This window comes from Nonomuraea sp. NPDC049625, assembly GCF_040675285.1.
GTDB lineage: Bacteria > Actinomycetota > Actinomycetes > Streptosporangiales > Streptosporangiaceae > Nonomuraea > Nonomuraea angiospora_A.
In genome coordinates this window covers 540,691-566,647 of sequence record NZ_JBFAOQ010000005.1, presented here as the reverse complement: position 1 = coordinate 566,647, position 25,957 = coordinate 540,691, and the positions used below count along the sequence as shown (strand labels likewise).

Genomic DNA, 25,957 nt, shown 5'->3' with positions numbered 1-25,957 from the left:
GCGTTCTCAGACGCGGTGGTGGGAAAGGTGCTCGAGGATCGACTGGTTGGCCTCCCAGCCGTCGGGGAACTTGACCGGCACCCCCAGCTGCACCGGCTCCGCCGACGGGTGGGCGTCCAGGAGCTCGGCGATGCCCGCCCGGGCCACCACGACGCAGGCGTGCCGGTGCCGGGACGCCAGCACGCACAGCCGCCCCGACTCCAGGTGGAAGGCCGTGGCGTCGCGGCGGCCGGACAGCGGGTGCAGGACGACGGTCACGTCGTACTCGCGCCCCTGCAGGCGGTTCGCGGTGTCCACGGTGATCTCCGGCGGCACCCCGGCGGCCCGGATGGCGGCCACCTGGTCGCGGTGGGCGGCCCCGACCGCGATGCGGTCCGCCGTCACCGGCCGCTCGCCCTGCTCGGAGGAGGCCACGGCGCCGCGCTGCAGCAGGCGCTCGGCCAGCAGGGCCACCGCCTGCACGGCCTCCCCGTCGGTACGCACGGTGTGCCGGTTGGGCAGCTCCAGCAGCGCCCACCCCGACCGGGCGGCCTCCTCCAGCGCCCGGTCGTGCACGGTCCCCATGCCGCCCGTCACCAGCTCCAGCCGCCGATCGCCGTGCGACGTCCCCGACCGGAACCCGGTGAACGGGTAGAACGCCTGCGACACCACCGGCGCGGCCGAGGCCGGCAGGCGCCACGACACCGGCAGCCGGTGCACCGGGATGTCCGGATTGTGGCGCAGCAGCACCGACACCGCGCTCTGCAGCGGATCCCACGACAGCCCCGACCACCGGTCCCCGTCCACGATCGAGAACGGGTCGAGCTGCCCCGGATCGCCCACGAACAGCGCCCGCTCGAACAGCCCCGCGATCCGCAGCAGCTTGTCCGAGCGCATCTGGTACGCCTCGTCCACGATCGCCCACGGCCACACCCGGCCGCCGATCCAGGCCCACTTGTCGGCGGTCGCGATGACGATGTCCGGGTCGCCGAGATCCTGGATCCGGGTGCCGACCCGGACGCCGGCCAGCTCCAGCAGCCGCAGCGGCGGCACGTAGCCACCGGCCGACAGCCGTCCCACGGTCAGGTGGGGGTGCTTCTCGGAGATGCGGGTCACCAGGTCGTCGACCTGCTCGTTCGTCTGGGCGACGATCATCAGGGGCTCGCCGGTCGCCGCGATGTGCGCCGCCGCCCGCACCACCAGCGTGGACTTGCCCGCGCCGGGCGGCGAGTCGACCACGACGCCGCGGTGCCGGGGCAGGTCGGCGAGGACGTTCCTGATGACCTGCTCCGGGCTGTCGGTCACGACCACTCCTCCTGGGCGTCCTCGTCGTCGGGCACGTACTCCTGCGGCGGCCCGCCGTGCGTCCACGGCGTGGCCTCGGAGTCGGGCAGGTGGGGGGAGCCCTGGAAGTCGTCGGTCAGCGAGGTGTAGCAGACCCGCTCGCCGACCTCGGGCACCGCTCCCGGCGCGGCCGTCTTGCCCCGGCCCATGCCTTTGGTGATCTTCAGGGTGACCAGGCCCTGGCCGGCCTCCACGAGCTCGGCGCCCTGGCCGCGGCGCTGCGGGGTGCCCAGCGAGGTGCCGGGCGCCAGGCGTACCGGGTCGTCGGTCTTGATCACCACCAGCGGGCGGAGCTTGCGGGAGCGGCCCTCGCCCTCGGTGTTGTCGGGGACGGTCTCGATCACCTCGCCCGCGAACGCCTCCCCGGTCAGCCGGTACTCGGCCATGACCAGGGGGTCGTCGTAGGCGCGCTGCACGTCGTACGCGGCCTGGGCCCGCTCCATGCGGGCCAGCTTGGCCGCGGCGGCCACCGCCCCGTCGCGCCTGGCCTGCGGCGGCGCCCCCTCGGCGATGTGCACCGCCATGCCGCTGAACGAGCCGCGGTCCTGCTCCCACCGCTGCGCGGCGCTCGAACCCTCCTCCAGCCCGGCCAGCAGCTCGACGGCCTGCCACATGAGCCGCCACGTGGGCTCGAGCTGGGTGCGCAGCGCCTCGGTGATGCGCTCGGGCGACTCGCTGTCCATCGCCGGCGACAGCACCTCCGCGTCGAACCCCGGATCGGTCGCGGGCCCGGCGGGCGGCCAGATCAGCGGGTCCTCGGCCTCGTCGTCCGGCCCCCTGGTGATCCAGGCCAGCAGCGCGGCCAGGTTGGCGTCCTCCAGCGAGCTCTGCCCGCTCGCCCAGTGCCGGCCCAGCTCCTCGGTCGCGGCCAGCATCATCGACGAGCCCGGGTACGCGGCCCGCTCCGCGAAGTACGTCAGCCACCGCCCCAGCAGCGGCACCGCCTCGGGCACCGGATAGGGCCCGTCGGCCCGGCGGAAGCGCGTGGAGCGGCCGAGCAGCCTGGTGAAGGCCACCCCGGTCTGGTTGGGCACGATGAGCTGCGGCGCGTCCAGCACGCGCTCGTAGGGGTCGGCGTTCTTGCGCTCCACCGTCTCGGTGTCGGCCATGAAGCCCTCGACGTACGGCAGCAGCACCCCGGCCAGCTCGGCGGCCCAGGCGAAGCGCAGGTCGCGGTTGCGCGGCTGGGTCACCACGAGCAGGCGCGGCCGGTCCCGGTCGGTGCCGAGCATGGCGGCCAGCGGCGCGGCGGCCTCGCCCGAGAGCTTGAGCGGGATGAACACCATCGGCCGCTCCGACAGATGGCAGTGCCTGACGGTCGCGACGGGCTGCGCGATGCCCTCCTCCAGGGCCCGCAGCCGCGCGAGCGAGGTCAGCATGCTCACGTGAGGCACTCCCTGCGCAGGCGTTCGGCGTTGCGGAGCAGCCGGGCGATCTCCTCCTGGCCCTCGGCGGGGTCGTGGGCGCCGTCGGCCAGCCCGAGCGCCTCCGCCACCGAGGCCACCCCGCCCAGCTCGTCGCGCACCTGCCGGCCGAGCAGGTCGGAGGCGCCCTCCTGGCGGGCCTCGTCGCGGCAGAAGAAGCACAGGTCGCACGCGGACATGCAGTCGGGCGCGTAGCGGGCGGTCGCCCTGCGCAGCGCGTCGCCCAGCTCGGCGACGGGCCGGGTGGGCCGCCCGTCCTCGCCGGGCCGCAGGTCGAACGTGAGGTCGTCGGGCAGCCCTTCGAGCAGCCGGTCGAGTGTGGTCATCCGGGTGAGCTGGCGGCGCAGCACGGCCATCTGCTTGCGCACGTCGACGAGGGTCGCGACAGGCCGGTTGGCGAAGTTCTCGGGGCAGACCAGGACCACGTCGTGCGAGACCTTGGCCGGGTCGTGGCCCAGCTCCTCCAGGAGCGTGCGCAGCGCCAGCACGTACACCGCCGCCTGCCGCGCGGCCGCGGCCACCGCCGCCGGGTCGGCCTGACCGTCGATCACCGCGAACGACTTGATCTCCACGATGTGGAACCGGCCGCCGAGCTGGAAGGCCACCACATCGGGCTCCAGGTAGGCGGTGTGACCGGCGATCTCCAGGGTGAGCAGCGGGTGGTCGTACAGCGTGCCCGCGTCCTGGCCGTCGCGGGCCGCGCGGTCGATCAGCGCGCGGGTGTGGGCGTGGCGCAGGTGGGCGCCGACGTTCTCGACGTCGTGGTAGGCGACCTCGGCGACCGGCAGGCGCAGCAGCTCGCGTAGCATCCGCAGCAGCTCCGCGCACCCGTCGGCCTTGACCAGCGCCTCGAACATGTTGCCGCGCGTGATCGCGAACGGCGACTGGCCGAACGGCGCCGGGAAGCCGAGGTGGCGGGCGGCGGCGTCCTTGTCGATGCCGGCGCCGTCGAGCAGGGCCCGGCGGGTGCAGCCGGGGTTGGCGGCCAGGGCCGCGATGGCGCGGGCGTCGTGCGGGCGGGGCGGCGTCGTGCCGCGCAACGCGTCAAGCCGCTGGATGTGTTCGCCCTCGCGCTTCAAGCCGCTCACTTCGCGTTCTCCTTCTTGATCGTGCTCAGCGTAGCGGCGCCGAACAGGCGGGCGGCGTCACCGAGCTGCGCCGCGGCGCGTTCTGCCAGCTCGGCGCGATCCCGCGTGTCGCGGTCGCCGTGCACGCGCAGCTCGGCGCGGGCCGCCTCGATCACCCGATCCGGGTCGGACGGGCCCAGCGTGCCGTCAGTGGCGCCGGGGATGTTCCTGGCCATCCGCAGGAGTAACCGGTCGGCCCGCCCGTCGGCCGACTCGTGCGAGGCCACCGCGATGGCGCAGGTCAGGAAGTCGACGCGAGGGCTGAGCGGACCGACCACCCGCCGCTCCAGCGGCCAGGTGCTGAGCGTGAGCAGCCCCCGGGCGGGGGAGAGGCGGTCGGTCAGCGCGGCGCACAGGTAGTACGGCCGCCCGTGCGGCGACGACCGGAACGAGCGCTCCTCGTCCCTGCGCAGGCTGGTGAGCTGGGCGCTGCGGATCGTGCCGCCGAAGAACACGTCGCTGACGGCCACGACGAGCCGCGGCTGGGCGGCCGCGCCGAGCAGCCGCAGCCCCTGGTTCACCTGCTCGCGCACGGTCACCAGGCGCGGTGGCTCCGGCTTGGCCTGAGCCGGCTCGCCGCTCACGAGGGCGTCCCATTCGCGCTCCGCGGTACGCAGCTCGGCGCGCAGGGCGCGGGCCGTGGCGCCGTCCCTGACCCGCATCGCCTTGCGCACGCCCGCCCGGAGCTCGTCGATCCGCCGTTCGAGATCGTCCAGCCGGTCACTCATGGCGCGAGCGTACCAACAGTCCCAGTATTTTCCAGTAATTTAGCGATTTCGAGGCGAACGTGTGATCTACGACGTAAAGGCGGCCGCGCTGCCAGTGGACAGCGGTCTGACGTGCGTAATCGGCGTACGAGGCGGGGACGAAGGCGGTGTGACCCGTGAGAATCGACATCTGGTGGGAGCCGCCGCAGGCGTGGCCGCCCTCGTGCCCGTCTACTACCTGACCGAGGCGGCCGCCAGAGCCCTGCGTACGAGCAGCGCCACGTTCGGCCCGTCGCCCGCGGCGCTCGGCTACCTGATCGTGGTGGCCGTCATCGTCACCCTCCTGACCGCCTGGCCCGCGGCGGCCCTCGGCTGCGGCATCCCGCTGGCGGCGGCGGGGGCCGTGTTCGCCCTCGACCTGAACGCCGCGCTCGGCGTGGCGGGCAGCCTGCCCTGGGCGCGGGAGGGCGGCCTGCCGTGGTCGCAGCCGAACGGCGTCCCCTGGGCCGAGCTGACCGAGCCGCCCGGCACGATGGCCGGGATGACCGGCCTCTACACGATCATCGGCGCGCTCCTGGTGCTCTCGGCGCTGCTGCCCGGCCGGTTGCGGTCCGTCCTGGGCAGGTGAAGGGCGGATTCCGGGGCGGCCTATCCTGGGCGGGTGAGTGGACGGGACCCCGACCGGCGCAGAGCGCTGCTCGACGCAGCCGACCGGGTCATCCTGACCCAGGGCCCCGAGGTCTCGATGGCGGCCATCGCCGCCGAGGCCGGCATCACCAAGCCCATCCTCTACCGCCACTTCGGCGACAAGAGCGGCCTCTACGAGGCGCTGGCCGACCGCCACGTGCGCACGGTCATCGCCCAGCTGCGTCCCGAGCTCGTCGCCCCTGGCGCCGACCTGCGGGGCCGGGCGCGGGCGACCATCGGCGTCTACCTCGACCTGATCTCGGCCAACCGCAACCTCTACCGGTTCCTGTTCCACCGGGCCAGCGCCGAGGACTCCAGGTTCCGCTCCCACATGACCGCGCTCGTGCGGGGGCTGGGCGAGGAGCTCGGCGGCCTGCTGGCCGGCGAGCGCGCGGTGCCCGACCCGGTGCGGGCGCAGGTGCTGGGGCACGCGTTCGTCGGCATGGTGCAGACGACCGGCGACTGGTGGCTGGAGCACCCCGAGGTGGACCGCGTACAGGTGGTCGAGGGCCTGGTGGACGTGATCGCCGCGGCCCTCGTCCGGCAGCCCGCCGTCAGTCCCCGAAACGGGAGAGCTTCCCATGCCGCCGGGCATACCTGAGCGCCCAGGCGAACAGCCCCACCGTGCCGGCCAGGTAGACCACGTTGAGCCCGCCCGCCCAGGCCAGCCGGTCCCACGGCACCGCGCCGCCGCCCATGACCGTGCGCATGCCCTCGAACACGTGCGAGGCCGGCAGCAGCCACGAGATCGTCCGCAGCGGCTCCGGCAGCACCGAGATCGGGTAGAAGATCCCGGCCAGCGGCTGCACCACGAACACCAGCGACCAGGCGATCACCTGTGCGTTCTCACCGAAGCGGAGCACCGCCGCGATGCCGACCAGGCCCAGCGACCAGCCGAGGACGAGCAGGATCCCCATGAACGGCACCAGCCCCACGCCCATGCTCGACAGCCCGAACCCGTAGAGGCCGAGGGCCAGCCCGGCCATCACCGCGACCGCGAACGCCACCTTGCCCAGCGAGAACAGGACGAGCCCCGCCAGGTATTCGACGCTCGACAGCGGGCTGACCTGCACGTTGAGCAGGTTGCGCGACCAGATGTCCTCCAGGAACGCGATCGAGATCTCGTTGCTGGCCTTCTGCAGCACCTGCCAGAGCAGCACCGCCCCGAGCAGGAACGCCACCACGAACGGCACGCGCTGCGCCTGCAGGAACAGCGTCACGAAGCCCCACAGCACCAGCTCGATCGTCGGCCAGAACAGGATCTCGAACATCCTGACCGGGCTGCGCCGCAGCGCCGCGAAGTCGCGCCGGACCACACCCATGACGCGCGTGCGCCGGGCGGCCAGGCTCAACGGGGGCAGAGTCACCGTAGTCATCCGCGTGCCACCTTCAGGAACACCTCTTCCAGGTCCTCGGCCCCGTAGTGGCCGGCCAGCTCCTTGGCGCTGCCGGCGGCCACGACGACGCCGTCCGCCATGAAGTGGATCCGGTCGCACATGCGCTCGACCTCGCGCATGTTGTGCGAGGTGATCAGCATGGCGCTGCCCTCCTCCCTGGCCAGGCGGGACAGCAGGCTGCGGACCCGGTCGCCGGCGTCGGGGTCGAGGTTGGCCGTGGGCTCGTCGAGCACCAGCAGCCTGGGCGCGTTGAGCAGCGCCTTGGCGAGGTGCACGCGGGTGCGCTGGCCCGACGACAGGTCCATCACCTTCCGCCTGCGCAGCGGGCCCAGCTCGAACAGCTCGATCATCTCCTCCACCCGGCGGCGCGGGTGGCGCAGCGCGTAGAGCCGGGCGAACGCGTCGAGCACCTCGTGCACGTGCAGCACGCCGGGCAGGTCCACGTAGCTGGCGGCGAAGTTGACCTGGCTGAGCGTCTCGGTGCGGTGCCGGGCCAGCTCGAGGCCGAACAGCCGGATCGTGCCCGCGTCGGGGGTGATCAGGCCGAGCAGCATGTGGAGGGTGGTCGACTTGCCCGCGCCGTTGGGGCCCAGCAGGCCGACGACCTCGCCCTCGCCCACGGTGAGGCTGAGGTCGCGCACGGCGGTGACCCCGCCGAACCGCTTGACCAGATGGGACGCTTCCAGGATGGCCACCGGTCAAGCGTGCGGTCCGGGGTCACGCCGGGGCAACGGGTTTTCCCCGGAGCATGCGCAGCAGGTCCCACTCGTTCTCGCACACGCGCCGGCCGATCGCGGCCAGCTCCACCGACCGGGCGCCGCCGCGCAGGTGCCGCATGGTCTGCATGACGCAGATGATCCCCCACTTGAGCACGCCGAACGTCTCCCACCAGCGCAGCGCGTCCCGGTCCACCGGGTCCCCGCCGGCGGCCTCGTACGCGTCGATCAGCTCGTCGTAGGCGCCGAAGCCGCCGACCGGCAGCGGCGAGCCGAACCGCCACGCCTTCACGCAGAGCCAGCCGAGGTCTTCGAGGGGGTCGCCGAGGTGGGCGAGCTCCCAGTCGAGCACCGCCCTGATGCCGTCGGGCCCGACGATGAGGTTGCCGTTGCGGAAGTCGCCGTGCACGACCGTGCGCCGCGTGCCGGTGGGCCGGTCGATGGGCCGGTCGGCGGCCAGCCGGCGCAGCGCCAGCTCGAACACCGGGTGCGGCTCGCCCAGCAGGTCCAGCACGTCCCGCCAGCGCCGCAGCGGATCCTCCGCCCCCTCCTGCGCCAGGCAGCCGGGCGGCATGCGGTGGATCGCGGCCAGAGCCCGCCCGCACTGCCCGGCCAGCAGGGGCCGCGCCGCCGCGTAGGCGTCGTCGCGCAGGATCCTGCGCGGGATGGTCTCGCCGGCCACGCGGGTCATGAGGATGTACGACTCCCCGGCGGCGACGATCGCGGGCACCGGCACCCCGGCGCCGGACGCGGCCCGCATGAGCGCGGCCTCCGACGCGAGCGGGGCGCCGGCCTCCAGCGCGGCCCCGGGGGAGTCGAGCCGCAGGATCAGCTCGTGCCGCTCGGAGCCCGTGACGACGTCGAGGGCCCAGGTCTCCCGGGACGCCCCGCCGGGCAGCCGGGCGCTGAAGGGCACCGACGCGTCTGCCCCGAACACCTCGCCGACGATCTCGTGGAGCCGGGTCATCGCAGGCCGAACTCCCAGTTGCCGCCCGCCGCGTACTCGCCCAGGATGCGCCGCCCCACCGCGTCGATGTGCACCTCGTCGGGCCCGTCGTAGATCCGCCCGGCCCGCGCGTGCCGGTACATCCGGTCCAGGGGCGTGTCGGGGGTGAGCCCGGCGGCGCCGTACACCTGGATGGCCCGGTCGATCACGTTGTGCAGCGTGCGCGCCCCGACCACCTTGATCGCGCCGATCTCGACCCGGGCCTGCGAGCCCGCGTCGATGGCCTCGGCGGCGTGGAGCGTGAGCAGCCGGGCGGCCTGGATCTCGGCGTAGGAGTCGAACACGTGCTGGCGCATGAGCTGCTTCCCGGCCAGCGGCTCGCCGAACGCGGTCCGCTCCTGCAACCTGCGGCACATCAGGTCGAACGCCCGCTGCGCCTGTCCGAGCCAGCGCATGCAGTGGAAGATCCGGCCGGGGCCGAGCCGCCGCTGCGCGATGACGAACCCGTGGCCGCGCGGGCCGAGCAGGTTGGCGGCGGGGACGCGGACGTCCTCGTACCGGACCTCGCAGTGCGCCCCGTCGAGCCCCAGCACGGGCGTCTCGCGGACGATGCGGTAGCCGGGCGTGTCCGTCGGCACGAGGATCATGGAGAAGGCCAGGTGGGGCGGCGCGTCCTGCTCGGTCCGGCACATCACGGTCGTGTACGCGGCCCGCGAGGCCCCGGTCGTGAACCACTTGTGACCGTTGATCACCCATTCGTCCCCGTCGAGCACCGCGGCGGTCCTGATCTGGGTGGGGTCGCTGCTGGAGATCGACGGCTCGGTCATGGCGAAGCTGGGCCAGATGTCGCCCCGCACGAGCGGTTCGAGGTAGCGCTCGCGCTGCTCGGGGGAGGCGTGCTCGTGCAGCATCAGCGAGTCCTGCAGCGTGAACGTGCCCAGCGCGAGCTGCCCGTACTCGCTGCGGCCCTGCACCTCGTTGACGTAGACGTAATCGAGGAACGGCAGGCCGCCGCCGCCCAGCTCACGCGGGTGGCCGAGCGCCCACAGGCCCTCCTTCCTGGCCTCGGCCCGCAGCTCGTCCAGGGCCGCCGCGGCCTCGGGCCCGCCCGCGTGCAGCACCGGCTCGGCCGGCTCCACCCGCTCGGTCATGAACGCGTGGACGGCGTCGCGGACCGGCCGGACACCGTCGGGAACGGCGAAGCTCATGTTCCGGATCTCACCCGAAACCAGTTGTCAGGTCAACGGTTTCGGGACGGTTTCAGGGCAGCCAGCTCACGCGGCCGTGCAGGAAGGCGTACCCGACGAAGGCGACGGCGTCGATCAGCGTGTGCGCCACCACCAGCGGCATCGCGCGCCCCCAGCGCTGGTAGAGCCGCCCGAACACCAGACCCATCACGACGTTCCCGACGAATCCGCCGAACCCCTGATACAGGTGGTACGACCCCCGCAGCAGCGCCGACACCGCGACCGCCTTCCACGGCGTCCACCCGGCCTGCCCGAGCCGGTGCAGCAGGTACCCGGCGACGAGCACCTCCTCCAGCACCCCGTTCTGCGCCGCCGCGAGCAGCAGCACCGGGACCTGCCACCACACCTGGGGGAGCTGGCCGGCGACGACGGTCAGGTTCACGCCCGTGGCCCACACGACGAGGTAGAACGCCAGCCCCGTGCCGCCGATCGCGGCCGCCAGCACCGCCCCGCGCACCGTGTCGCGGCCCTTCTCCCGGAAGTCCACGCCGATCGTGCGCAGCGACTCCCCGGAGCGCACCATCAGGTACGCCACCAGCGCGACCGGCGCCACGCTGACGGCGATGTCGGCGAGCTGCAGCGCCAGGTCCAGCCACGGCCGCCCGGGCGCCATCGACCGGACCAGCACGGCCTGCTGGCCCTTCAGCTGCTCGGGCGCCGTGAGCGAGCCGATCAGCCGCAGCAGCGCCAGCAGGCCGCTGGCGCCGAGGGAGACCGAGAACACGACGAACAGCTCGGCCCGGATGAGCCGGGGCCCGAGCGCCGGGGGCGGGCCCAGGGGGGAGGCGGTGGGAGACTCTGTGCGCATGGCCGCAGGCTAGCCGTTCATCGATCGGACGCGAATAAATAGTGCCTTGAGGAGAAAACAGATGACATCTGCTCCGCACGACGTGCCGACGGCGGCCCAGCTCGTGGCCGCCGTCCGCGACTTCCTCCAGAGCGACGTGCTCCCGGCCGTGGACGGGCGGGTGCGCTTCCACGCGCGGGTGGCGATCAACGTGCTCGGCATGGTGGAACGGGAGATCACGCTCGGCCCGGAGCAGGCCCGCGAGCACGCGGCGCGGCTGGCCGCGCTCGGCATGGCCGACGACGCCGAGCTGGCCGCCGCCATCCGCGAGGGCCGGATCGAGGACGACCACGCGCTCGTCACCGCCCTGGAGCAGGCCGTACGGGCGAAGCTGGCGGTCGCCAACCCCGCCTACCCGCACGACTGACGGCCCGCCCCGCTCGTGGCAGGACGGGCCGTCAGCGGGGGGTCAGTGCGAGCCGGTCAGATCCAGGTCCTTGACCTTCGGGTCGCCCTCGTCGGCGAAGTACTCGTCGCGAGCCGTCGCGTCCTCGCCGTCGGCCACCTTGGTCGCCCGGAACAGCAGCGTGGCCAGCGCCGCCACCAGCACGTTCACGGCCACCGCCACGAACCCGGGGTAGATCGTCATCTTGGTGTCGAAGCCCAGGTTCGACAGCGCGAACGCCGAGCCGCCGAAGTGCAGCTTGCCGTTGGCCGGGTTCGGGATGAGGTACAGCATCCACATGCCCGCCACCAGGCCGGCCGCCCAGCCCGCGATCAGGCCGCCCTTGTGGAACCACCGCGTGTACAGGCCCAGCGCCACCGCCGGCAGCGTCTGCAGGATGATCACGCCGCCGATGAGCTGCAGGTCGATCGAGAACTGCGGGTCGAGCAGCAGGATGCACAGCACCGCGCCCACCTTGACCAGCAGCGACACGATCTTGGAGACGTTGGCCTCCTCGCGGTCGCTGGCGGTCTTGTTGAAGTACTCGCGGTAGATGTTGCGGGTGAACAGGTTCGCCGCCGCGATCGACATGATCGCCGCGGGGACGAGCGCGCCGATGCCGACGGCCGCGTACGCGACGCCCGTGAACCAGTCGGGGAACATCTTGTCGAACAGCAGGGGCACGATCGTGTTGTTGTCGGCCTTGCCGTTGGTCATCACCGGCTTGACGCCGGCCGCGATGGCCATGAAGCCGAGCAGCGCGATCAGGCCGAGCACGAAGCTGTAGGCGGGCAGCGCGGTCATGTTCCGCTTGATGACGTTGCGGTTCTTCGAGGCCAGCACGCCGGTGAGGCTGTGCGGGTAGAGGAACAGCGCCAGCGCCGAGCCGAAGGCCAGCGTCACGTACTGGAGCTGGTTGTTGGCGTTCAGGATGATGCCGTCGCCCGGTGCCGGGGTGGCGTCGAACTTGGCCTTGGCCGCGTCGAAGATCGAGTCCCAGCCGCCCAGCTTGGCCGGGATGTAGATGACGGCCGCCAGGATCACGATGTAGATCAGCGTGTCCTTCACGAACGCGATCAGCGCGGGCGCCCGCAGGCCCGACTGGTAGGTGTACGCGGCCAGGATCGCGAACGCGATCACGATCGGCAGGTGCCCGGTGATGCCCATCGCCTTCAGCACCGACTCGATGCCGATGAGCTGGAGCGCGATGTACGGCATCGTCGCCACCAGCCCGGTGATCGCGATCACCAGCGCCAGCGTCGGAGACCCGAAGCGAGCCCGGACGAAGTCGGCAGGGGTGACGAACCCGTGCACGTGCGACACCGACCACATCCGCGCCAGCACCAGGAACACCAGCGGGTACACCACGACCGTGTACGGCAGCGCGTAGAACCCGATCGCGCCGGAGCCGAACACCAGCGCCGGCACCGCCACGAACGTGTAGGCGGTGTAGAGGTCGCCGCCCACCAGGAACCACGTGATCCAGGACCCGAAGCTGCGCCCGCCGAGCCCCCACTCGTTGAGGCTGGCCAGGTCGTTCGGCCGCCGCCACCGCGCGGCGACGAACCCCATGACGGTGACCAGGAGGAACAGCAGCACGAAGACGACCAGCTCGGTCGTGTGCGCGCTCACTTGGTCATCCTGTAGACGATGGTCGTGGACACGACGCCGACCACGATGAAGGCCAGCTGGAGCCAGTAGAAGAGCGGGAAGCCCAGCAGGCGGGGCTCGTCGGCGTTGAACAGGAACGTCAGCAGCGGCAGCACGATGGGCAGGATCAGCAGCCAGTTCCAGGGGCTGCGGTCGGTGCGTGGCTGCCCGGGTTCCCCGGTAGTCATCAACCCTCCGATGAGTGGATCTGGAGCCGGCTGTGACCGGTTCCTGACGGGTAGTCAATGGAGGGAGAGTAGCTTTACGGCGGTATTAATCCAAATGTCGGCAATATTACGGTTTGGCCTAAATCTTCGGCCCTTGAAAGGGGGCCACACGCGTCGCCACAGAAACCATAAACACTCACCCGCCGCACGCCTCCCCCTGATCGCCGAATGGTCCCTTCCCCGCGACGAACGGTCCCGCACCCCACCAAGCCACCGCACCGGCGAGTCTCCGGATAACGGGACCGGACGGGCGGACCGTCGTGGGGCGGTGCTTGGGCGGCGGCGTGGGGCCATCACCGGGCGGCGCGTGCCGTGGCGCATGGCGTAGGGCCGTCGTGGGGTGGCGCTTCGGAGCGCCGCGTCGGCGGGTCGGGGTGCGGTGGAGGTCGGCGCTGTCGTCGGTGCCCAGCCCTCCACGGGCGCGAGGTGCCCGCGTTCGTGGGTCAGACGGTGCGGTCGGCGGCGGTTCTGGGGTCGTGGTGGACGTCCCCCGGCTGCCCCACCCGGCGCGTCCAGGCCGCGAACTCCACCAGCACCCCATCGGGATCCTTGAAGTAGATCGACCTGACGAACACCCCGTCGTGCATCTCCGGCGCCACCCCGAACTCGCTGTCGTCGTGGTTGAGCACCACCCCCACGTCCACCCCCTTGGCCACGAGCCGTTCCCGGTACTCCTCGATCCGCTCCGGCGGCACGTCGAAGGCGATGTGGTTCATCGACCCGACCGCCGACAGCAGTTCCCCCCGATCCGGCAGGTTCTTCGGCGCCGACACTCCCGGCACGCCCTCCGGCGCGTCCGGGAACCAGAAGAACGCCAGCGCGTTCCCGCCCCCGCAGTCGAAGAAGAAGTGCTGGCCCCAGCCCATGGGCAGCTCGATCGTCTTGATCAGCGGCATGCCCAGCACGCCCGAGTAGAAGTCGACGGTCTGCTTCATGTCCGAGCAGACCAGCGCGACATGGTTGACCCCGCGGAGCTCGAATTCGCTGTTCATAGTAACTCCGTACTTATCACAGGGTTATACGAAAAAACATGACATGAGATGTCGGGTATCCGGGGAACGATCGGCCACATGATTGCTTTGGTGGCGGGGGCGACCCGCGGAACGGGACGGGGCATCGCGGTGGCGCTGGGCGCGGCCGGCGCGACGGTCTACTGCACGGGCAGGAGCACGCGGGAGCGGCGTTCGGAGATGAACCGGCCGGAGACCATCGAGGAGACGGCGGAGCTGGTGACCGCGGCCGGCGGGACGGGCATCGCGGTCCAGGTCGACCACCTGGAGCCCGGCCAGGTCGAGGCGCTGGCCGAGCGGGTGGAGCGCGAGCAGGGCAGGCTCGACGTGCTGGTGAACGACGTGTGGGGCAGCGACCACCTCTGGGCCTGGGACACCCCGGTCTGGAAGCACGACATGGACAAGGGCTTCCGGCTGCTCAGGCTGGCGGTCGACACGCACATCATCAGCAGCCGCCACCTGCTCCCGCTGCTGATCAGGAACGAGGGCGGCCTGGTCGTCGAGGTCACCGACGGCACCTGGGCCTTCAACGAGACCCGCTACCGCGAGAACGTCTACTACGACCTGGCCAAGGTCTCGGTGAACCGGCTGGCCTTCGCCTGGTCGCGCGAGCTGCGCCCGTACGGGGGGACCGCGGTGGCGGTGACGCCGGGGTTCCTGCGCTCGGAGGCCATGCTCGACAACTTCGGCGTCACCGAGGACAACTGGCGCGAGGCGAAGGTGGACGTCACCTGGATGGTCTCCGAGACCCCCGCGTACGTCGGCAGAGGCGTCGCCGCCCTCGCCACCGACCCCGACCGGCAGCGCTGGTCGGGCAGGTCGGTCTCCAGCGAGGACCTGGCCGGCGCGTACGGCTTCACGGACGTGGACGGCAGCCGCCCGCGGGTGTGGAGCTTCATCACGGAGGGACGGGAGCCGGGCAAGGACACCGACCCGGCCGAGTACCGCTGAAGGCCGGTCAGGGCCGGTAGAGGGCGGACGTGCGGGCGGCGGCGTCGGCGACCAGTTCCCGCAGCTCGGGCGGGTCCAGCACCTCCGCCTCCGGCCCGAACCGCAGCACCTGCGAGTACGCCACCGGCACCGACTCCACCGCCAGCCGCACCGTCCCGTCCGGCTGGAGCGAGGCGAGCGCGTCGTCGAGCGCGGCCGGGTCGGCGATGTGCCGCAGCATCCGCACCCCGTGCTCGCTGAGCCGCAGCGTGACCACGTCCCGCAGCAGCGACCGGCTGAACTCCGCCGACTGCTCCGCCCAGAAGGCGGCCAGGTCGAAGGAGGGCTCCCGGCCGAACGGCTCGGCGAGCACGGACACCGCGCCGAACCGGTGCACCCGGAAGATCAGGAACCGGGTCCCGAGCCGCGCGGCCAGGTACCAGGCGCCCGCCTTGAGCACCAGCCCGTACGGCTCCAGCGTGCGCACCTTCCCCTTGTAGACGGCCGAGACGCGGCGGTCGTTCCACACGGCCCTGGCCAGCGGCGCGAGCGCCTCCGGCGGCGGGTCGTCGCCGACGAACCAGCCGGGCGCGTCCAGGTGGAAGCGCTGCGCCGCGACGGCCGGCGCGTCCCGCAGCGCGGGGGAGAGCGCGGCGGCGGCCTTCAGCCGGGCCGTGGCCGCCACCTCCTCCAGCCCCATCTCCCGCAGCGCCGCCGGCACCCCCGACAGGAACAGCGCCTCCGCCTCGGCCCGGTCCAGCCCGGTCAGCCGCGTCCGGTACCCGTCCAGCAGCCGGTAGCCGCCGCCCCGTCCCCGGTCGGCGTAGACGGGCACGCCCGCCTCCGACAGCGCGAGCACGTCCCGGTGCACGGTCCGCTCGGAGACCTCCAGCTCCTTGGCCAGCTCGGCCGCCGTCATCCCGCCCCGGCCCTGCAGCAGCAGGACCAGCGACATCAACCGCGAGGCGCGCACAGCGGCAGCACCACGGCGGAGGGACGGTCGGGGGAGTGGAACACCTCGACGTCGGCGGGCACCATCGCGCCGTCGCCCCCGCCGAGCGGGTCGCCGTTGCCGGGATTGCGGGCGATCGTCGGGTACGCCCCGGCTGCCACGTGCACCCTGATCCGGTGGTCGCGCCCGAACCGGTGCGCGATCGGCCACAGGTCCACGGAGACCCGCCGTACCCCGTCCAGGGAGTCCGACGCCGAAAGGCGGCGCACACCCTCGCACACGTTGAACGAGCGCCCGTCCGGGTGCACGTCGCACACCCGCACCACCACGTCCACGTACGGCGTGCTCGACCGCACGAACAGCTCGCCCCGCACCGGCCCGATCATCTCCACGTCCGACTCCAGTGCCGCCGAACTGTACACCAGCACGTCGCGCCGCTGTTCCAGCCGCCGCTGATCACGCGGCCGGGAGTCGCCGAGCAGGACCGGCCCGCCGATCACCGGCGTCGGATGGGAGGGGTGGTACCGGAACCGGTCGGGCGAGGTGTCCAGGGGCCCGTCCGTCCCCAGCCCGAAGCCGTGCTGCAGGTGCCAGCGCTGCTCCCGCATCCCCGGCGGCGGCCAGTCGGGGAGGTCGCGCCACTCCTCGGCCCCCGTCACGTACAGGCGCACGGGGTCGGGCCGCAGCCCGGAGCGGTCGCCCAGCAGGTGCGCGCGGAACCAGGCCAGCGACTCGGCCATGGCGGGCCGCCCGTGCCGGGTGTCGATGTGGTACCAGGGCCCGATCGTCAGGTACGGCCGCCGCCCCGCGGCCCGCATCGCCGTGTAGTCCTTGAGCTGCCACGGCAGGAAGACGTCGTACCAGCCGCCCAGCATGGTGACGGCCGCCTCCACCTCGCCCACCTGCGGTGAGAAGTCACGTTTGTCCCAGTAGGGGACGTCCGGGTGGGCGTGGTGCATGAGCAGGTCCTGGTAGAACCGGAGCGGCCGCCCGGCCGAGGCCAGGTCCAGCTCGGCCACGGGGCGGCCGGACAGGACCGCCCTGCGGGTCAGCCGGGGCGCGGTCAGCAGGGCGGCGCCGCCGAACCGGCGCGACATGCCGTCGGTGAGCGTGGTCCAGCTCAGCGTCGACTCCAGCGCGAACGCGCCGCCCACGTACGCCGCGTCCCTGAACTGGGAGGCGGTGATCTGCGTGGCCATGGCCTTCAGCTCGGGCCCGGCGTAGGGCGCGACGGCCCACTGCGCGTAGCCGAGGTAGGAGGGGCCGAACATCGCGAACGAGCCGCCGTACCAGGCCTGCTTGCGCAGCCAGGCGATGGTGGCCAGGCCGTCGTCGTGCTCGTCGCCGAGCGGGTCGAGCAGCCCGCCGGAGCCGAAGCCGCCGCGGCAGCTCTGGATGACGACGTGGAAGCCGTGCCGCGCGAAGCCGCGGCCGTAGTACCAGCCGAACAGGCCGCGCCGGCCGTACGGGGAGCGCATCAGGATGACGGGTGCCCGTTCGCCTCCGGCCGGGGCGTAATGGTCGGCCAGGAGTGTCACGCCGTCGGGCATCGGAACGGGAAGATCCCGCTGGAGCCGCACGCGTCTCATGTACTAACCAGTAACAGATGCCCCCGGGCCGTGACAGCCCGGGGGCACCCGTGGGCCGCTACGGGGTCGCCCGGTCGGGGCGCTCCGAGATGCGGACGGCGTTCACGATCGTGGCGCCCTGCCGGGTGGCGAAGCGCACGTTGAGCTGGCCGTCGGTGACCTTCACCGTGTACTGCCTGCTCACCGCCGTGTACGTGCCCGCCTCCAGGGCCAGGTCGAGCGCCGGGATCGCCAGCTGCCCCTCGACGAGGACGTCGAAGACCCGCTTGCCCGGCTGCGTGCTCTTCAGATCGGCGAAGTCCAGCTCGACCGTGTACGTGCCGGCGGGCACGTTGTCGAAGCGGTACTCCAGCATCTTCTCCCTGGCGGTCCTGAACAGCGCCTGGTCGGCGGTGCCCGCGATGGTCTTGGACGTGCTCGACGTGCTGGTCGAGGTGGCCACGTAGCCGTAGCTGCCCGCCGCGTACTTCTTGTCCGGCGTCCAGGTGTCACCGGCGCCGTCGACCACGTTCTTCGTGGCGCCCGTGTCGATGGCGACCTGCAGCTTCGGCACCACGACCGAGACCTTGATCTCGATGGTCGGCTGCCGGCCGCTGGCCGACCGGACGAGGAGCGTGCCGGTCTTGACCGTGCCGGGCGCGACGCCCGCGCTGGAGAGCGTGGCCTTCAGGGTCACCTTCTGCCCCTTGGCCAGCTCGCCCGAGGCCGGCGTCGTGGCGAACCACGGCTCCGAGGCCACCGTGTACGGAGTCGGCGCGCCCAGGTTCGTCAGCTCCAGCGTCCTGGTGCGGGTGGACCCGGCCGGCATCACCACGGTCAGCTCGCCCGCCGACGCGCTCACCTGGCCGGTGACCAGCGCCGTGTCGATCCGCGTCACCGTGGTGGGCGCGACCGTGACGGCCTTGGTGAAGGTGCCGTAGTGCTCCTTGGACACCACGACCTCGTAGTCGCCGGCCAGCACCTGCCCGTAGAACGAGCCGTCCTCGGCGGTCGTGAACGTGGCCACGTCGCCCACCTTCACCGTCGCCCCGGCCAGCGGCTTGCCGTCGTTGGCGTCGGTGACCGCGCCGGTGACCAGGCCGTGCCGGCTGGCCGTGAACGTCAGGCCCTGCCCGGTGGACACCACCGGCTCCTCGTAGGAGTAGAGCATGGCGTCGGTGCCGCCCGCGTTCTCGATGCCGATGGTGGCGCTGGAGCCCTGCTCGCGCTCACTGTCGATGTCCTTGTACCGGAAGGCGATCGAGCCGTCCTCACCCAGCAGCGCCGAGAACGACACCCGCAGGCCGGCGGCGTTGTAGAAGCCGGCGTTGCGCCACTCCACGACGAACGTCCGGTGCGGCGCCGTGCCCGTCACCCCGGTGTAGACCCCGGCCTGGGCGTCCATGATGAGGTCGTCCCAGTACGGGTAGACCGCGTTGTTGGGCGTGGTCGTGGTCGGCAGCCGGCCGTTGCTGCCGGTGGTGACCCGGTCGGTGGCGAACGAGACGTACCCGTTCGTGCCGATCCACGCCTTGCCGTACCCCGTGCCGTAGTACGGGATCGGGAACGGCAGCGTCACCTGCACGGCCTCGTCGTCGCCGCTCAGCGCCAGCTTCTCGGTGCCCGCCACGTACGCCTGGGCACCGCTCCTGCAGGTGTAGCCGAAGTTGTCGCCGCGCAGCGGCAGCTCGATGTCCTTGGTCACGTCACCGGCCACCGAGACGGACGCCGTCGTGCCGCTGGAGCAGCGGGACACCGGCGTGATCCGCAGCTCGTAGTCGCCCCGCGGCAGCGTCAGGCTGTAGCGGCCCGAGGCGTCGGTCACGGCGCTCACCGGCGTGCCGGTGGCCTCCACCGTCGCGCCCGCCTCCGGCGTGCCCGCGGTGCTGACCGTGCCGGACACCACGCCGGACTGCAGCCTGGTCATGGACACGTCCGCGGTCGCGGCCTGCCCGGCCGCGATCGTGGCCGTCGCGCTCGCCTTCTCGTAGCCGAACTTCTCCGCGCTGACCTGGTAGTCGCCCGGCAGCAGGCGCGGCACGGCGTACGTGCCGTCCTGGCCGGTCGTCACGGTACGGCTCAGCGGCCCCGAGAGCGTGATCGTCACGCCCGCCACGGGCGAGCCGGCCGAGGTGACGGTGCCGCGCAGGTCGCCGAGGTCCTCGTGCGGCGCGGCCTGCACGGCGGCGTACGTGTCGAGCCGGCCCTCGCCCCAGACGTTGTTGTCGGCCGCGGTGCCGCCGCAGCTGGTGTCGCTGACGTCGACGGCGGTGCTGTCGAGCAGCGGCCGGGTGGCCGCCACCTTGCCCTGCAGGCCGGGCGAGCCGGACCAGATCAGCGCGACCGTGGCCGCCACGTGCGGCGAGGCCATCGAGGTGCCGGTGAAGCTTTCGTAGGAGTTGCCCGGGGTCGAGGAGCGCACGTTGACGGCCGGGGCCGCGATGTTCGGCTTGATCTCGCCGTTCTCGCCCTCGCCCTTGCTGGAGCGGTTGTACAACGTGTTGTTGATGTCGAAGCCGCCCGCGCTGTAGCTCTCCACGTACTGGCCGGGCGAGCCGCTGGTGCGGCAGGCGGGGCCCTCGTTGCCGTTGGCGAACGCCGGGAAGATCCCGGCCGCGACCCACGCCTCGACCGTCTCCTTGTACCAGGGGTCGTACCCGTCGCCGCCCCAGGAGTTGTTGACGATGTCGGGGGCCAGGTCGGGGCGCGGGTTCCGGCCGTTCAGGTCGGTCGGCGCCAGGACCCACTGCCCGGCCGCCAGCAGGGAGGCGTCGGTGCAGGTGTTGACCTCGCAGCCCTTGGCGGCGATCCACTTGGCGCCGGGCGCGACGCCGATGCCGTTCGCGCCGACCATCGTGCCCATGGTGTGCGTGCCGTGGCCGTTGTTGTCGCACGGCGCGGCGGTCGGGCAGACGCGCGCCGGGTCGAACCAGTTGTAGTCGTGCGTGAACGTGCCGTCCTGGTTCCTGCCCCGGTAGCTCTGCACCAGCTCGGGGTGGTCGAACTGGGCGCCGGAGTCGATGTGGGCGATCACGATGCCCTCGCCGCGGTTGCCCAGCTCGCTCCAGACACGAGGGGCGTTGACGCGGTCGATGTTCCACTCGACGGCGACTTCTGATGTCGCCGAGTCCGCGACGTTCACCTTGGCTTCGGCCTTGCCCGGCGTGGGGTCCGGCAGCTTGACGGTGCGGACCGGCTGGATGCTCTCGACCTCGGCCAGCTTGGCGATCTCGCCCGCGAGCTTCGCGTCGGCGGTCACCCGTACGGCGTTGACGATCCAGTACGGGGTGTAGTCGGTGCGGCGGGAGTCGAGCAGCTTGCGCAGGCCCGCCTGGGAGGCGGCGGCCCGTTCGGTCTTGGCCTCGAAGACCAGCTCGGCCTTCGTGTCCTTGGTGACGGCCCGGCGGGCGCCGCTCAGGTCGGCCGCCCCTTTCAGCCGGACCCAGAAGGTGGCCTTGTCGTCCTTGTCGAGCTGCGCCTGGACGGCGGCGTCGATCTTCGCGGGCTCCGGGGCGGCCAGCGCCGGGGCCTGCGGCACGCATAAGCCTGCGATGACGGCGATCCCGGCCAGGACCGCACGCCAGCGGGGGGTGTTGGGCACGCGACTCTCCTTCGAGTCCCTCGAGACAAGAGGTGATCTTTACGCTTCTGTCGAGAAGCGTGAAGAGATCGTGTCGGGAAAGCAAGAGGTGTCGCGAAATGTAACGTGACTGCCTGAAATGTAATCTGGTCAGCTGATATGTCGCCGGTAACCGACCTGTCGCATGATCGTAAGGAAGTACGCCTTGATCTCCTCGGCGCCCTCGTCGTCGGGACGGCCGACCAGATGGCCCGTCACCGCGCTGGTCAGCAGCTCCTGCACCACGTCCACGTCGAGGTCGGGCGGGAGCTCCCCGCGCTCGCGGGCCGCGGTCAGCGCCTCGCGCACCACCGCCGCCCGCCGCCCGCCGTTGCTCTCCCGGTACGTCCGCACCAGCTCGGGATAGTCGTCGACCGTGCCGAAGACCCGCCGGAGCAGGACCCGGTTACGCGGATCGGCGAGATGCAGCGCCCATTCTTCGAACATGTGGTCCAGGTCGCGCCAGCCGGTGAGCGCCGGGTCGTTGTCGTGCAAAGCCCACTTCAGGGTGCGCACCAGCAGCGCCGTCTTGTCGGTGTACCTGCGGTAGACCGTCGCCCTCGTCACACCGGCCCGCTTGGCGACCTGCTCGATGCTGGTCTGCTGGGCGCCGTACTCGATGAGCAGGTCGAGCGCGGCCGCCAGGATGGCCGTGTCGGCCTCCTGGTTGCGCGGCCGTCCGGCCGGTCGCGCGGCTCGCGTGCCGGTCGTGCCGAGGTCGTCGGTGGTCATCATGCGCGGCGGGTCACCATCTTGTCGTAGAGGCGGTCCGGCAGGAGTCTATTGACCCACAGCAGCAGCCCGGCCAGGTAGCCGACGGCGTAGCGGGGTTTCGGGTCGCGCGCGGCCACGATCCGCACGACGGCCCGGCCCACCACGCTCGGGTCCGACGCCTTGCTGCCCGGCCCGAACCCCGCCTCGCTCCGCCGCGCCATCCACTCCGCGTCGTCCGCGTATGCCCCGTGCCCCGAGATCTCCCGCAGCTCGCGCGGCGTGTCGTCGCCGAACTCCGTCTTGATGATCCCGGGCTGCACCACCACGACCCGCACCCCGAACCGCCCCACCTCCTCCCGGAGCGAGTCGGAATACCCTTCCAGCGCGTGCTTGGAGGCGTGGTACCAGGCGCCCAGCGGCAGGGCGATCTCGCCGCCGATCGAGGAGATGTTGACGATCGTGCCGGAGCGGCGCTCGCGCATGTGCGGCAGGACGAGCTGGGTCAGCCGCGCCAGGCCGAACAGGTTGACCTCGAACACCTGCCGCGCCCGCTCCATCGGCACCTCCTCGGTGGCGCCGTACACGGAGGTGCCCGCGTTGTTCACCAGCACGTCGATGCGCCCCTGCTCGTCGAGGACCGTCCGCACGGCCCGCTCCAGGTCGGCGTCCTTGGTCACGTCCGCGCCGATCGCGTGGCCGCCGGCGTCGCGGAGCGCGTCCATCCGCTCCACGCGGCGCGCCAGGCCGTACACGGTGTGGCCGGCGCGCAGGAGCTCCAGCGCGGTGGCGCGGCCGATGCCGGACGACGCGCCCGTGACGAGGCAGACCCTGCCCTTGACGCCGCTCATCCCCGGACGTCCCAGGTCACCGGGAGGCTGTGGACCCCGTAGATGAGCATGTCGGTACGGAGCGGCACCTGCTCCGGCTCGACCGCCAGCCGCAGCGACGGGAACCGCCTGAACAGCGCCGGATAGCCGGCCCGCATCTCCACCCTGGCCAGCTGCTGGCCCAGGCACTGGTGCACGCCGTGGCCGAAGCCCACGTGCCCGCCGGTGTCCCGGCGCAGGTCGAGGACGTCCGGGTCGGGGAAGCGGCCCGGGTCGCGGTTGGCGGACGGCATCGAGACGGTGACCGTCTCACCGGCCCTGACCAGCTCGCCGCCCAGCTCGACGTCCTCCAGCGCCGTACGGACGAGGAAGGGGACGATCGTGAGGTAGCGCAGCAGCTCCTCCACCATCTGGTCCACCCGGCCGGGCTCGTCGCGCAGGACGGCCAGCTGGCCGGGATGGCGCAGCAGCGCGAACGTGCCCAGGGCGAGCATGTTGGCGGTGGTGTCGAGGCCGGAGCCCAGGAGCAGGAACCCGATGTTGGCCAGCTCCTCGTCGGAGAGGTCGCTCCTGGTCAGGCCGCTGAGCATGTCGTCGGTGGGCTCGGCCCGCTTGGCCACGACCAGGTCGCGGATGCGCGCCTGCATCGTCAGGAACGTGGAGACCTTCCGCTCCTGCGGGGCGTCCGGGCGCACCAGCTCGGTGGCCTCGGCCATGAAGCCCGCCCGCTCCTCGTCGGGCACGCCGAGCAGCTCGCAGATCACCACCGCCGGCACCGGCGCCGCGAACGCCTCCACCAGGTCGGCCGGCGGGCCCTGCCGCTCCATGAGGTCGAGCTGCCGCTCGGTGACCTCCTCGATGCGCTCGGTGAGCATGCGCATCCTGCGCACCGTGAACTCGCCGGTGAGCAACTGCCGGTAACGGGTGTGATCGGGCGGGTCCATCCCGATGAACATCCCGGGCGGGCTCGGCCGGCCCGTGGTGGTGCTCTCGATGGGGACGTGCCGCAGCTCGGTGCGGGTGCTGAAGCGCCGGTCGGCCAGCACCTCGCGCACGAGCGCGTGGCTGGTGACCAGCCAGCCCAGGTGGCCGTCGGGGTAGGCGAGGCGAGTGATGGGGGCGGTCGCGCGCAGCTCGGCGAGGCCGTCGGGAGGGTCGAACGGGTTCGGCCGCAGGGTGGGGAGGGTGATCGCCTCGGTCTCGGACATCGTGGTTCTCCTCTCGATCCATGAATACAGTACAGCTCTGTATTCAAACTCGCGCACCCACCCCACCCTCGGCCGCTCACCGGGCGCGAGGGGGCTGGCGCGCCGTACGTCGGCAGGGGGGCGGGTCGGCGTTGCGCGATCATGGTCCGCCGGTTAACCTGTTCGCATGCGAAGTCACGCTCAGCTCCAGTGGTGGCGCCGCTCCTAGGCGGCGCGTGTTTCGCATTCCTCAACGGACGGCCGCCCCGGATGGCGGCCTTTCGCGTGTCCGCCCCCGGGGCTCGATCATTTGACGTGGTAAAGGGGCAGGAAGTGGAGACGAGCGGATATACCACCGCCGGGGGCATCGGTGTCGAGCGCGAGGCGCGTGAGGTGGACGAGGCCGCACTCGAAGAGATCGTGACCTCGCTCGGGCACAGGCGCGGCGGCGCGTTCTCCTCGGGCATGGACTACCCGGGCCGTTACAGCCGATGGGCCTTCGGCTACGTCGACCCGTGCCTGGAGCTGGTCGCCAAGGGCCGCGTCATCTCAGCGACCGCGCTGAACGAGCGCGGCAGGGTCGTGCTGCCCGCCGTCGCCTCCTGCCTGCTGGCCGCCGGGAAGCCGGTCGCCGAGCCGACGCCGGACCGCGTCGAGGTGTACGTCCCCGAGTCGGAGGACCTGCTGCCGGAGGAGATGCGCAGCCGCCGGCCCACGGTGTTCACCGCGATCCGCGAGGTCATCGCCGCCTTCAAGGGCGACGACCCGCACCTCGGCCTGTACGGCGCGTTCGGCTACGACCTGGCCTTCCAGTTCGAGCCCATCAGGCAGGAGCTCGTCCGCCCCGACGACCAGCGAGACCTCGTCCTCCACCTGCCCGACCGCATCATCGTGATCGACCGGCAGCGCGAGTCCAGCGTCGAATTCCGCTACGAGTTCACCGTCGACGGCGCCACCACCCGCGGCCTGGAGCGCACCGGCGCCACCGCCGAGCCCGTCACCCCCGGCGAGCTGCCCGAGAACCCGGAGAAGGGCACGTACGCCAAGGTCGTGGCGGCCGCGAAGGAGAGGTTCAAGCGCGGCGACCTGTTCGAGGTCGTGCCCGGGCAGGTCTTCCACTCCGTCTGCGCCGACCCGTCGGCCTTCTACCGCGGCCTGCGGCAGAGCAACCCGGCGCCGTACGAGTTCATCATCAGCCTCGGCGAGGGCGAGCACCTGGTCGGCGCCTCGCCCGAGATGTACGTCCGGGTCAGCGGCGACCGCGTCGAGACCTGCCCCATCTCCGGCACCATCGCCCGCGGCAGCAACCCGGTCGAGGACGCCGAGGCCATCCGCACCCTCCTGTCCAGCGTCAAGGAGGAGTCGGAGCTGACCATGTGCACCGACGTCGACCGCAACGACAAGTCGCGCATCTGCGTCCCCGGCACGGTCAAGGTCATCGGGCGCCGCCAGATCGAGCTCTACTCCCGCCTGATCCACACGGTCGACCACATCGAGGGGCGGCTGCGGCCGGAGTTCGACGCGCTCGACGCGTTCCTCACCCACATGTGGGCCGTGACGGTCACCGGCGCGCCCAAGACGTGGGCCATGCAGTTCATCGAGGACCACGAGGCCACGACCCGCAGGTGGTACGGCGGCGCCATCGGCTTCATCGGCTTCGACGGCTCCATGAACACCGGCCTGACCCTGCGTACCGCCCAGATCAAGAACGGCGTGGCGACGGTCAGGGCCGGGGCGACGCTGCTGTTCGACTCCGACCCCGAAGCGGAGGAGCGCGAGACCGAGCTCAAGGCCAGCGCCCTGCTCGGCGCCCTGGCCGCGGTGAACCGGCCGGGCACCGTCCCGGTCCCCGAGCCCAGGCCGCAACCGGGCCAGGGCATGAAGGTGCTGCTCGTCGACCACGAGGACTCCTTCGTCAACACGCTGGCCGACTACTTCCGCCAGGAAGGGGCCGACGTGGTGACGCTGCGCCACGGCTTCCCGGCCCACATGATCGACGAGATCGCGCCCGACCTGGTGGTGCTCTCGCCGGGGCCCGGCTGGCCGTCCGACTTCGGCATGTCGGCGCTGATCGACCAGATCTACGCCCGCGACCTGCCGGTCTTCGGCGTCTGCCTGGGCCTGCAGGCCATGGTCGAGCAGGCCGGCGGCACGCTGGAGCTGCTCGGTTACCCCGAGCACGGCAAGCGCGGCCAGGTCTCGCGGATCGCCGACAGCGCGCTGCTGGAGGGGCTGCCCGACGAGTTCACCGCGGCCCGCTACCACTCGCTGCACGCCAAGCAGCCCGGCGTCGTCGGCTTCGCCGCGACCGCGCTCACGCCCGACGGCAACGTCATGGCGATCGAGGACGTCGAGCGGCGGCGCTTCGCCGTGCAGTTCCACCCCGAGTCGATCCTCACGCAGGAGGGCGGCGCGGGCGCGAAGGTCATCGCGAACGTGCTGCGTCTGTCCCGCAGATAACTACGGT

Annotated in this window: 23 protein-coding genes; 5 read left to right on the top strand and 18 right to left on the bottom strand. The window is 72.0% G+C overall.

Annotated features, from left to right (window positions below):
- Positions 1-6: 6 nt before the first annotated feature.
- The 4 genes from AB0J87_RS25150 to AB0J87_RS25135 are packed head-to-tail and all read right to left on the bottom strand — an operon-like array spanning position 7 to position 4,602.
- A complete protein-coding gene (locus tag AB0J87_RS25150; protein WP_363968794.1) occupies positions 7-1,284 on the bottom strand; it encodes an AAA family ATPase in 1,278 nt (425 codons plus the stop codon).
- The gene (locus AB0J87_RS25145; RefSeq protein WP_350734851.1) at positions 1,281-2,702 is read right to left on the bottom strand and encodes a hypothetical protein; all 1,422 of its coding nucleotides are present in this window, start codon (positions 2,700-2,702) and stop codon (positions 1,281-1,283) included. The genes AB0J87_RS25150 and AB0J87_RS25145 overlap by 4 nt, the downstream gene beginning before the upstream one ends.
- A gap of 2 nt (positions 2,703-2,704) precedes the next feature.
- Positions 2,705-3,835, bottom strand: a complete 1,131-nt coding sequence (locus AB0J87_RS25140; protein WP_355199011.1) for a hypothetical protein — start codon at positions 3,833-3,835, stop codon at positions 2,705-2,707.
- The gene (locus tag AB0J87_RS25135) at positions 3,832-4,602 is read right to left on the bottom strand and encodes a hypothetical protein (protein ID WP_350734717.1); all 771 of its coding nucleotides are present in this window, start codon (positions 4,600-4,602) and stop codon (positions 3,832-3,834) included. Before AB0J87_RS25135 ends, AB0J87_RS25140 begins: the two co-directional genes overlap by 4 nt.
- Positions 4,603-4,750: 148 nt before the next feature.
- Here AB0J87_RS25135 and AB0J87_RS25130 point away from each other — a divergent pair, with 148 nt between their 5' ends.
- Positions 4,751-5,209 (top strand): hypothetical protein, encoded by a 459-nt coding sequence (locus tag AB0J87_RS25130; protein WP_363968791.1) that lies wholly within the window; start codon positions 4,751-4,753, stop codon positions 5,207-5,209.
- Positions 5,210-5,242: 33 nt separating this feature from the next.
- Positions 5,243-5,869 carry a TetR/AcrR family transcriptional regulator gene (locus AB0J87_RS25125; RefSeq protein ID WP_363968789.1) on the top strand — a complete coding sequence of 209 codons (627 nt, stop codon included), beginning with the start codon at positions 5,243-5,245 and terminating at the stop codon, positions 5,867-5,869.
- Here AB0J87_RS25125 and AB0J87_RS25120 read toward each other — a convergent pair.
- The 5 genes from AB0J87_RS25120 to AB0J87_RS25100 are packed head-to-tail and all read right to left on the bottom strand — an operon-like array spanning position 5,823 to position 10,382.
- Entirely contained in the window at positions 5,823-6,644 is an 822-nt protein-coding gene (locus tag AB0J87_RS25120; protein ID WP_350734712.1) for an ABC transporter permease, read from the bottom strand. The genes AB0J87_RS25125 and AB0J87_RS25120 overlap by 47 nt on opposite strands.
- A complete protein-coding gene (locus AB0J87_RS25115) occupies positions 6,641-7,360 on the bottom strand; it encodes an ABC transporter ATP-binding protein (RefSeq protein WP_363968787.1) in 720 nt (239 codons plus the stop codon). Before AB0J87_RS25115 ends, AB0J87_RS25120 begins: the two co-directional genes overlap by 4 nt.
- A gap of 22 nt (positions 7,361-7,382) precedes the next feature.
- On the bottom strand, positions 7,383-8,348 hold the full coding sequence (locus AB0J87_RS25110) for a phosphotransferase family protein (RefSeq protein WP_363968785.1): 966 nt from the start codon (positions 8,346-8,348) through the stop codon (positions 7,383-7,385).
- The gene (locus AB0J87_RS25105) at positions 8,345-9,535 is read right to left on the bottom strand and encodes an acyl-CoA dehydrogenase family protein (RefSeq protein WP_363968783.1); all 1,191 of its coding nucleotides are present in this window, start codon (positions 9,533-9,535) and stop codon (positions 8,345-8,347) included. Before AB0J87_RS25105 ends, AB0J87_RS25110 begins: the two co-directional genes overlap by 4 nt.
- Before the next feature lie 52 nt (positions 9,536-9,587).
- Positions 9,588-10,382: a CPBP family intramembrane glutamic endopeptidase gene (locus AB0J87_RS25100; protein WP_363968781.1), complete on the bottom strand. Its 795-nt coding sequence runs from the start codon at positions 10,380-10,382 to the stop codon at positions 9,588-9,590.
- Between the two features lie 61 nt (positions 10,383-10,443).
- Between AB0J87_RS25100 and AB0J87_RS25095 the strand changes: the two genes are divergently transcribed.
- Positions 10,444-10,788 carry a DUF6285 domain-containing protein gene (locus tag AB0J87_RS25095; protein ID WP_363968779.1) on the top strand — a complete coding sequence of 115 codons (345 nt, stop codon included), beginning with the start codon at positions 10,444-10,446 and terminating at the stop codon, positions 10,786-10,788.
- A 42-nt stretch (positions 10,789-10,830) separates the two neighbouring features.
- Here AB0J87_RS25095 and mctP read toward each other — a convergent pair whose 3' ends face one another.
- From mctP to AB0J87_RS25080, 3 genes are all read right to left on the bottom strand, one after another.
- Positions 10,831-12,438 (bottom strand): monocarboxylate uptake permease MctP, encoded by a 1,608-nt coding sequence (gene mctP / locus AB0J87_RS25090; protein ID WP_363968777.1) that lies wholly within the window; start codon positions 12,436-12,438, stop codon positions 10,831-10,833.
- Positions 12,435-12,644 carry a DUF3311 domain-containing protein gene (locus AB0J87_RS25085; protein WP_350734699.1) on the bottom strand — a complete coding sequence of 70 codons (210 nt, stop codon included), beginning with the start codon at positions 12,642-12,644 and terminating at the stop codon, positions 12,435-12,437. Before AB0J87_RS25085 ends, mctP begins: the two co-directional genes overlap by 4 nt.
- Positions 12,645-13,126: 482 nt before the next feature.
- Positions 13,127-13,675: a VOC family protein gene (locus AB0J87_RS25080; protein ID WP_363968775.1), complete on the bottom strand. Its 549-nt coding sequence runs from the start codon at positions 13,673-13,675 to the stop codon at positions 13,127-13,129.
- Between the two features lie 78 nt (positions 13,676-13,753).
- Here AB0J87_RS25080 and AB0J87_RS25075 point away from each other — a divergent pair, with 78 nt between their 5' ends.
- Complete coding sequence (locus tag AB0J87_RS25075) at positions 13,754-14,644, top strand: SDR family oxidoreductase (RefSeq protein WP_363968773.1); 891 nt, start codon at positions 13,754-13,756, stop codon at positions 14,642-14,644.
- Between the two features lie 7 nt (positions 14,645-14,651).
- On the opposite strand, the gene AB0J87_RS25070 is transcribed toward AB0J87_RS25075, so the two are convergent.
- From AB0J87_RS25070 to AB0J87_RS25045, 6 genes are all read right to left on the bottom strand, one after another.
- A complete protein-coding gene (locus tag AB0J87_RS25070) occupies positions 14,652-15,596 on the bottom strand; it encodes a WYL domain-containing protein (RefSeq protein WP_355198988.1) in 945 nt (314 codons plus the stop codon).
- Complete coding sequence (locus tag AB0J87_RS25065) at positions 15,578-17,164, bottom strand: CocE/NonD family hydrolase (RefSeq protein ID WP_363968771.1); 1,587 nt, start codon at positions 17,162-17,164, stop codon at positions 15,578-15,580. Before AB0J87_RS25065 ends, AB0J87_RS25070 begins: the two co-directional genes overlap by 19 nt.
- Positions 17,165-17,222: 58 nt before the next feature.
- Complete coding sequence (locus AB0J87_RS25060; RefSeq protein ID WP_363968769.1) at positions 17,223-20,744, bottom strand: S8 family serine peptidase; 3,522 nt, start codon at positions 20,742-20,744, stop codon at positions 17,223-17,225.
- A gap of 129 nt (positions 20,745-20,873) precedes the next feature.
- Positions 20,874-21,497, bottom strand: a complete 624-nt coding sequence (locus AB0J87_RS25055; protein WP_350734690.1) for a TetR/AcrR family transcriptional regulator — start codon at positions 21,495-21,497, stop codon at positions 20,874-20,876.
- A complete protein-coding gene (locus AB0J87_RS25050) occupies positions 21,494-22,324 on the bottom strand; it encodes an oxidoreductase (RefSeq protein ID WP_363968766.1) in 831 nt (276 codons plus the stop codon). The genes AB0J87_RS25055 and AB0J87_RS25050 overlap by 4 nt, the downstream gene beginning before the upstream one ends.
- Entirely contained in the window at positions 22,321-23,511 is a 1,191-nt protein-coding gene (locus tag AB0J87_RS25045; RefSeq protein WP_363968764.1) for a cytochrome P450, read from the bottom strand. Before AB0J87_RS25045 ends, AB0J87_RS25050 begins: the two co-directional genes overlap by 4 nt.
- Before the next feature lie 312 nt (positions 23,512-23,823).
- Here AB0J87_RS25045 and AB0J87_RS25040 point away from each other — a divergent pair, with 312 nt between their 5' ends.
- The gene (locus AB0J87_RS25040) at positions 23,824-25,950 is read left to right on the top strand and encodes an anthranilate synthase component I (protein ID WP_363968762.1); all 2,127 of its coding nucleotides are present in this window, start codon (positions 23,824-23,826) and stop codon (positions 25,948-25,950) included.
- Positions 25,951-25,957 lie beyond the last annotated feature (7 nt).

Coding starts and splice junctions, on each gene's coding strand:
- AB0J87_RS25145 (WP_350734851.1), bottom strand. CDS start 2,702: ATGCTGACCTCGCTCGCGCGGCTGCGGGCCCTGGAGGAGGGCATCGCG.
- AB0J87_RS25100 (WP_363968781.1), bottom strand. CDS start 10,382: ATGCGCACAGAGTCTCCCACCGCCTCCCCCCTGGGCCCGCCCCCGGCG.
- AB0J87_RS25095 (WP_363968779.1), top strand. CDS start 10,444: ATGACATCTGCTCCGCACGACGTGCCGACGGCGGCCCAGCTCGTGGCC.
- AB0J87_RS25050 (WP_363968766.1), bottom strand. CDS start 22,324: ATGAGCGGCGTCAAGGGCAGGGTCTGCCTCGTCACGGGCGCGTCGTCC.
- AB0J87_RS25045 (WP_363968764.1), bottom strand. CDS start 23,511: ATGTCCGAGACCGAGGCGATCACCCTCCCCACCCTGCGGCCGAACCCG.
- AB0J87_RS25065 (WP_363968771.1), bottom strand. CDS start 17,164: ATGAGACGCGTGCGGCTCCAGCGGGATCTTCCCGTTCCGATGCCCGAC.
- AB0J87_RS25075 (WP_363968773.1), top strand. CDS start 13,754: ATGATTGCTTTGGTGGCGGGGGCGACCCGCGGAACGGGACGGGGCATC.
- AB0J87_RS25110 (WP_363968785.1), bottom strand. CDS start 8,348: ATGACCCGGCTCCACGAGATCGTCGGCGAGGTGTTCGGGGCAGACGCG.
- AB0J87_RS25105 (WP_363968783.1), bottom strand. CDS start 9,535: ATGAGCTTCGCCGTTCCCGACGGTGTCCGGCCGGTCCGCGACGCCGTC.
- AB0J87_RS25055 (WP_350734690.1), bottom strand. CDS start 21,497: ATGATGACCACCGACGACCTCGGCACGACCGGCACGCGAGCCGCGCGA.
- AB0J87_RS25080 (WP_363968775.1), bottom strand. CDS start 13,675: ATGAACAGCGAATTCGAGCTCCGCGGGGTCAACCATGTCGCGCTGGTC.
- AB0J87_RS25120 (WP_350734712.1), bottom strand. CDS start 6,644: ATGACTACGGTGACTCTGCCCCCGTTGAGCCTGGCCGCCCGGCGCACG.
- AB0J87_RS25085 (WP_350734699.1), bottom strand. CDS start 12,644: ATGACTACCGGGGAACCCGGGCAGCCACGCACCGACCGCAGCCCCTGG.
- AB0J87_RS25135 (WP_350734717.1), bottom strand. CDS start 4,602: ATGAGTGACCGGCTGGACGATCTCGAACGGCGGATCGACGAGCTCCGG.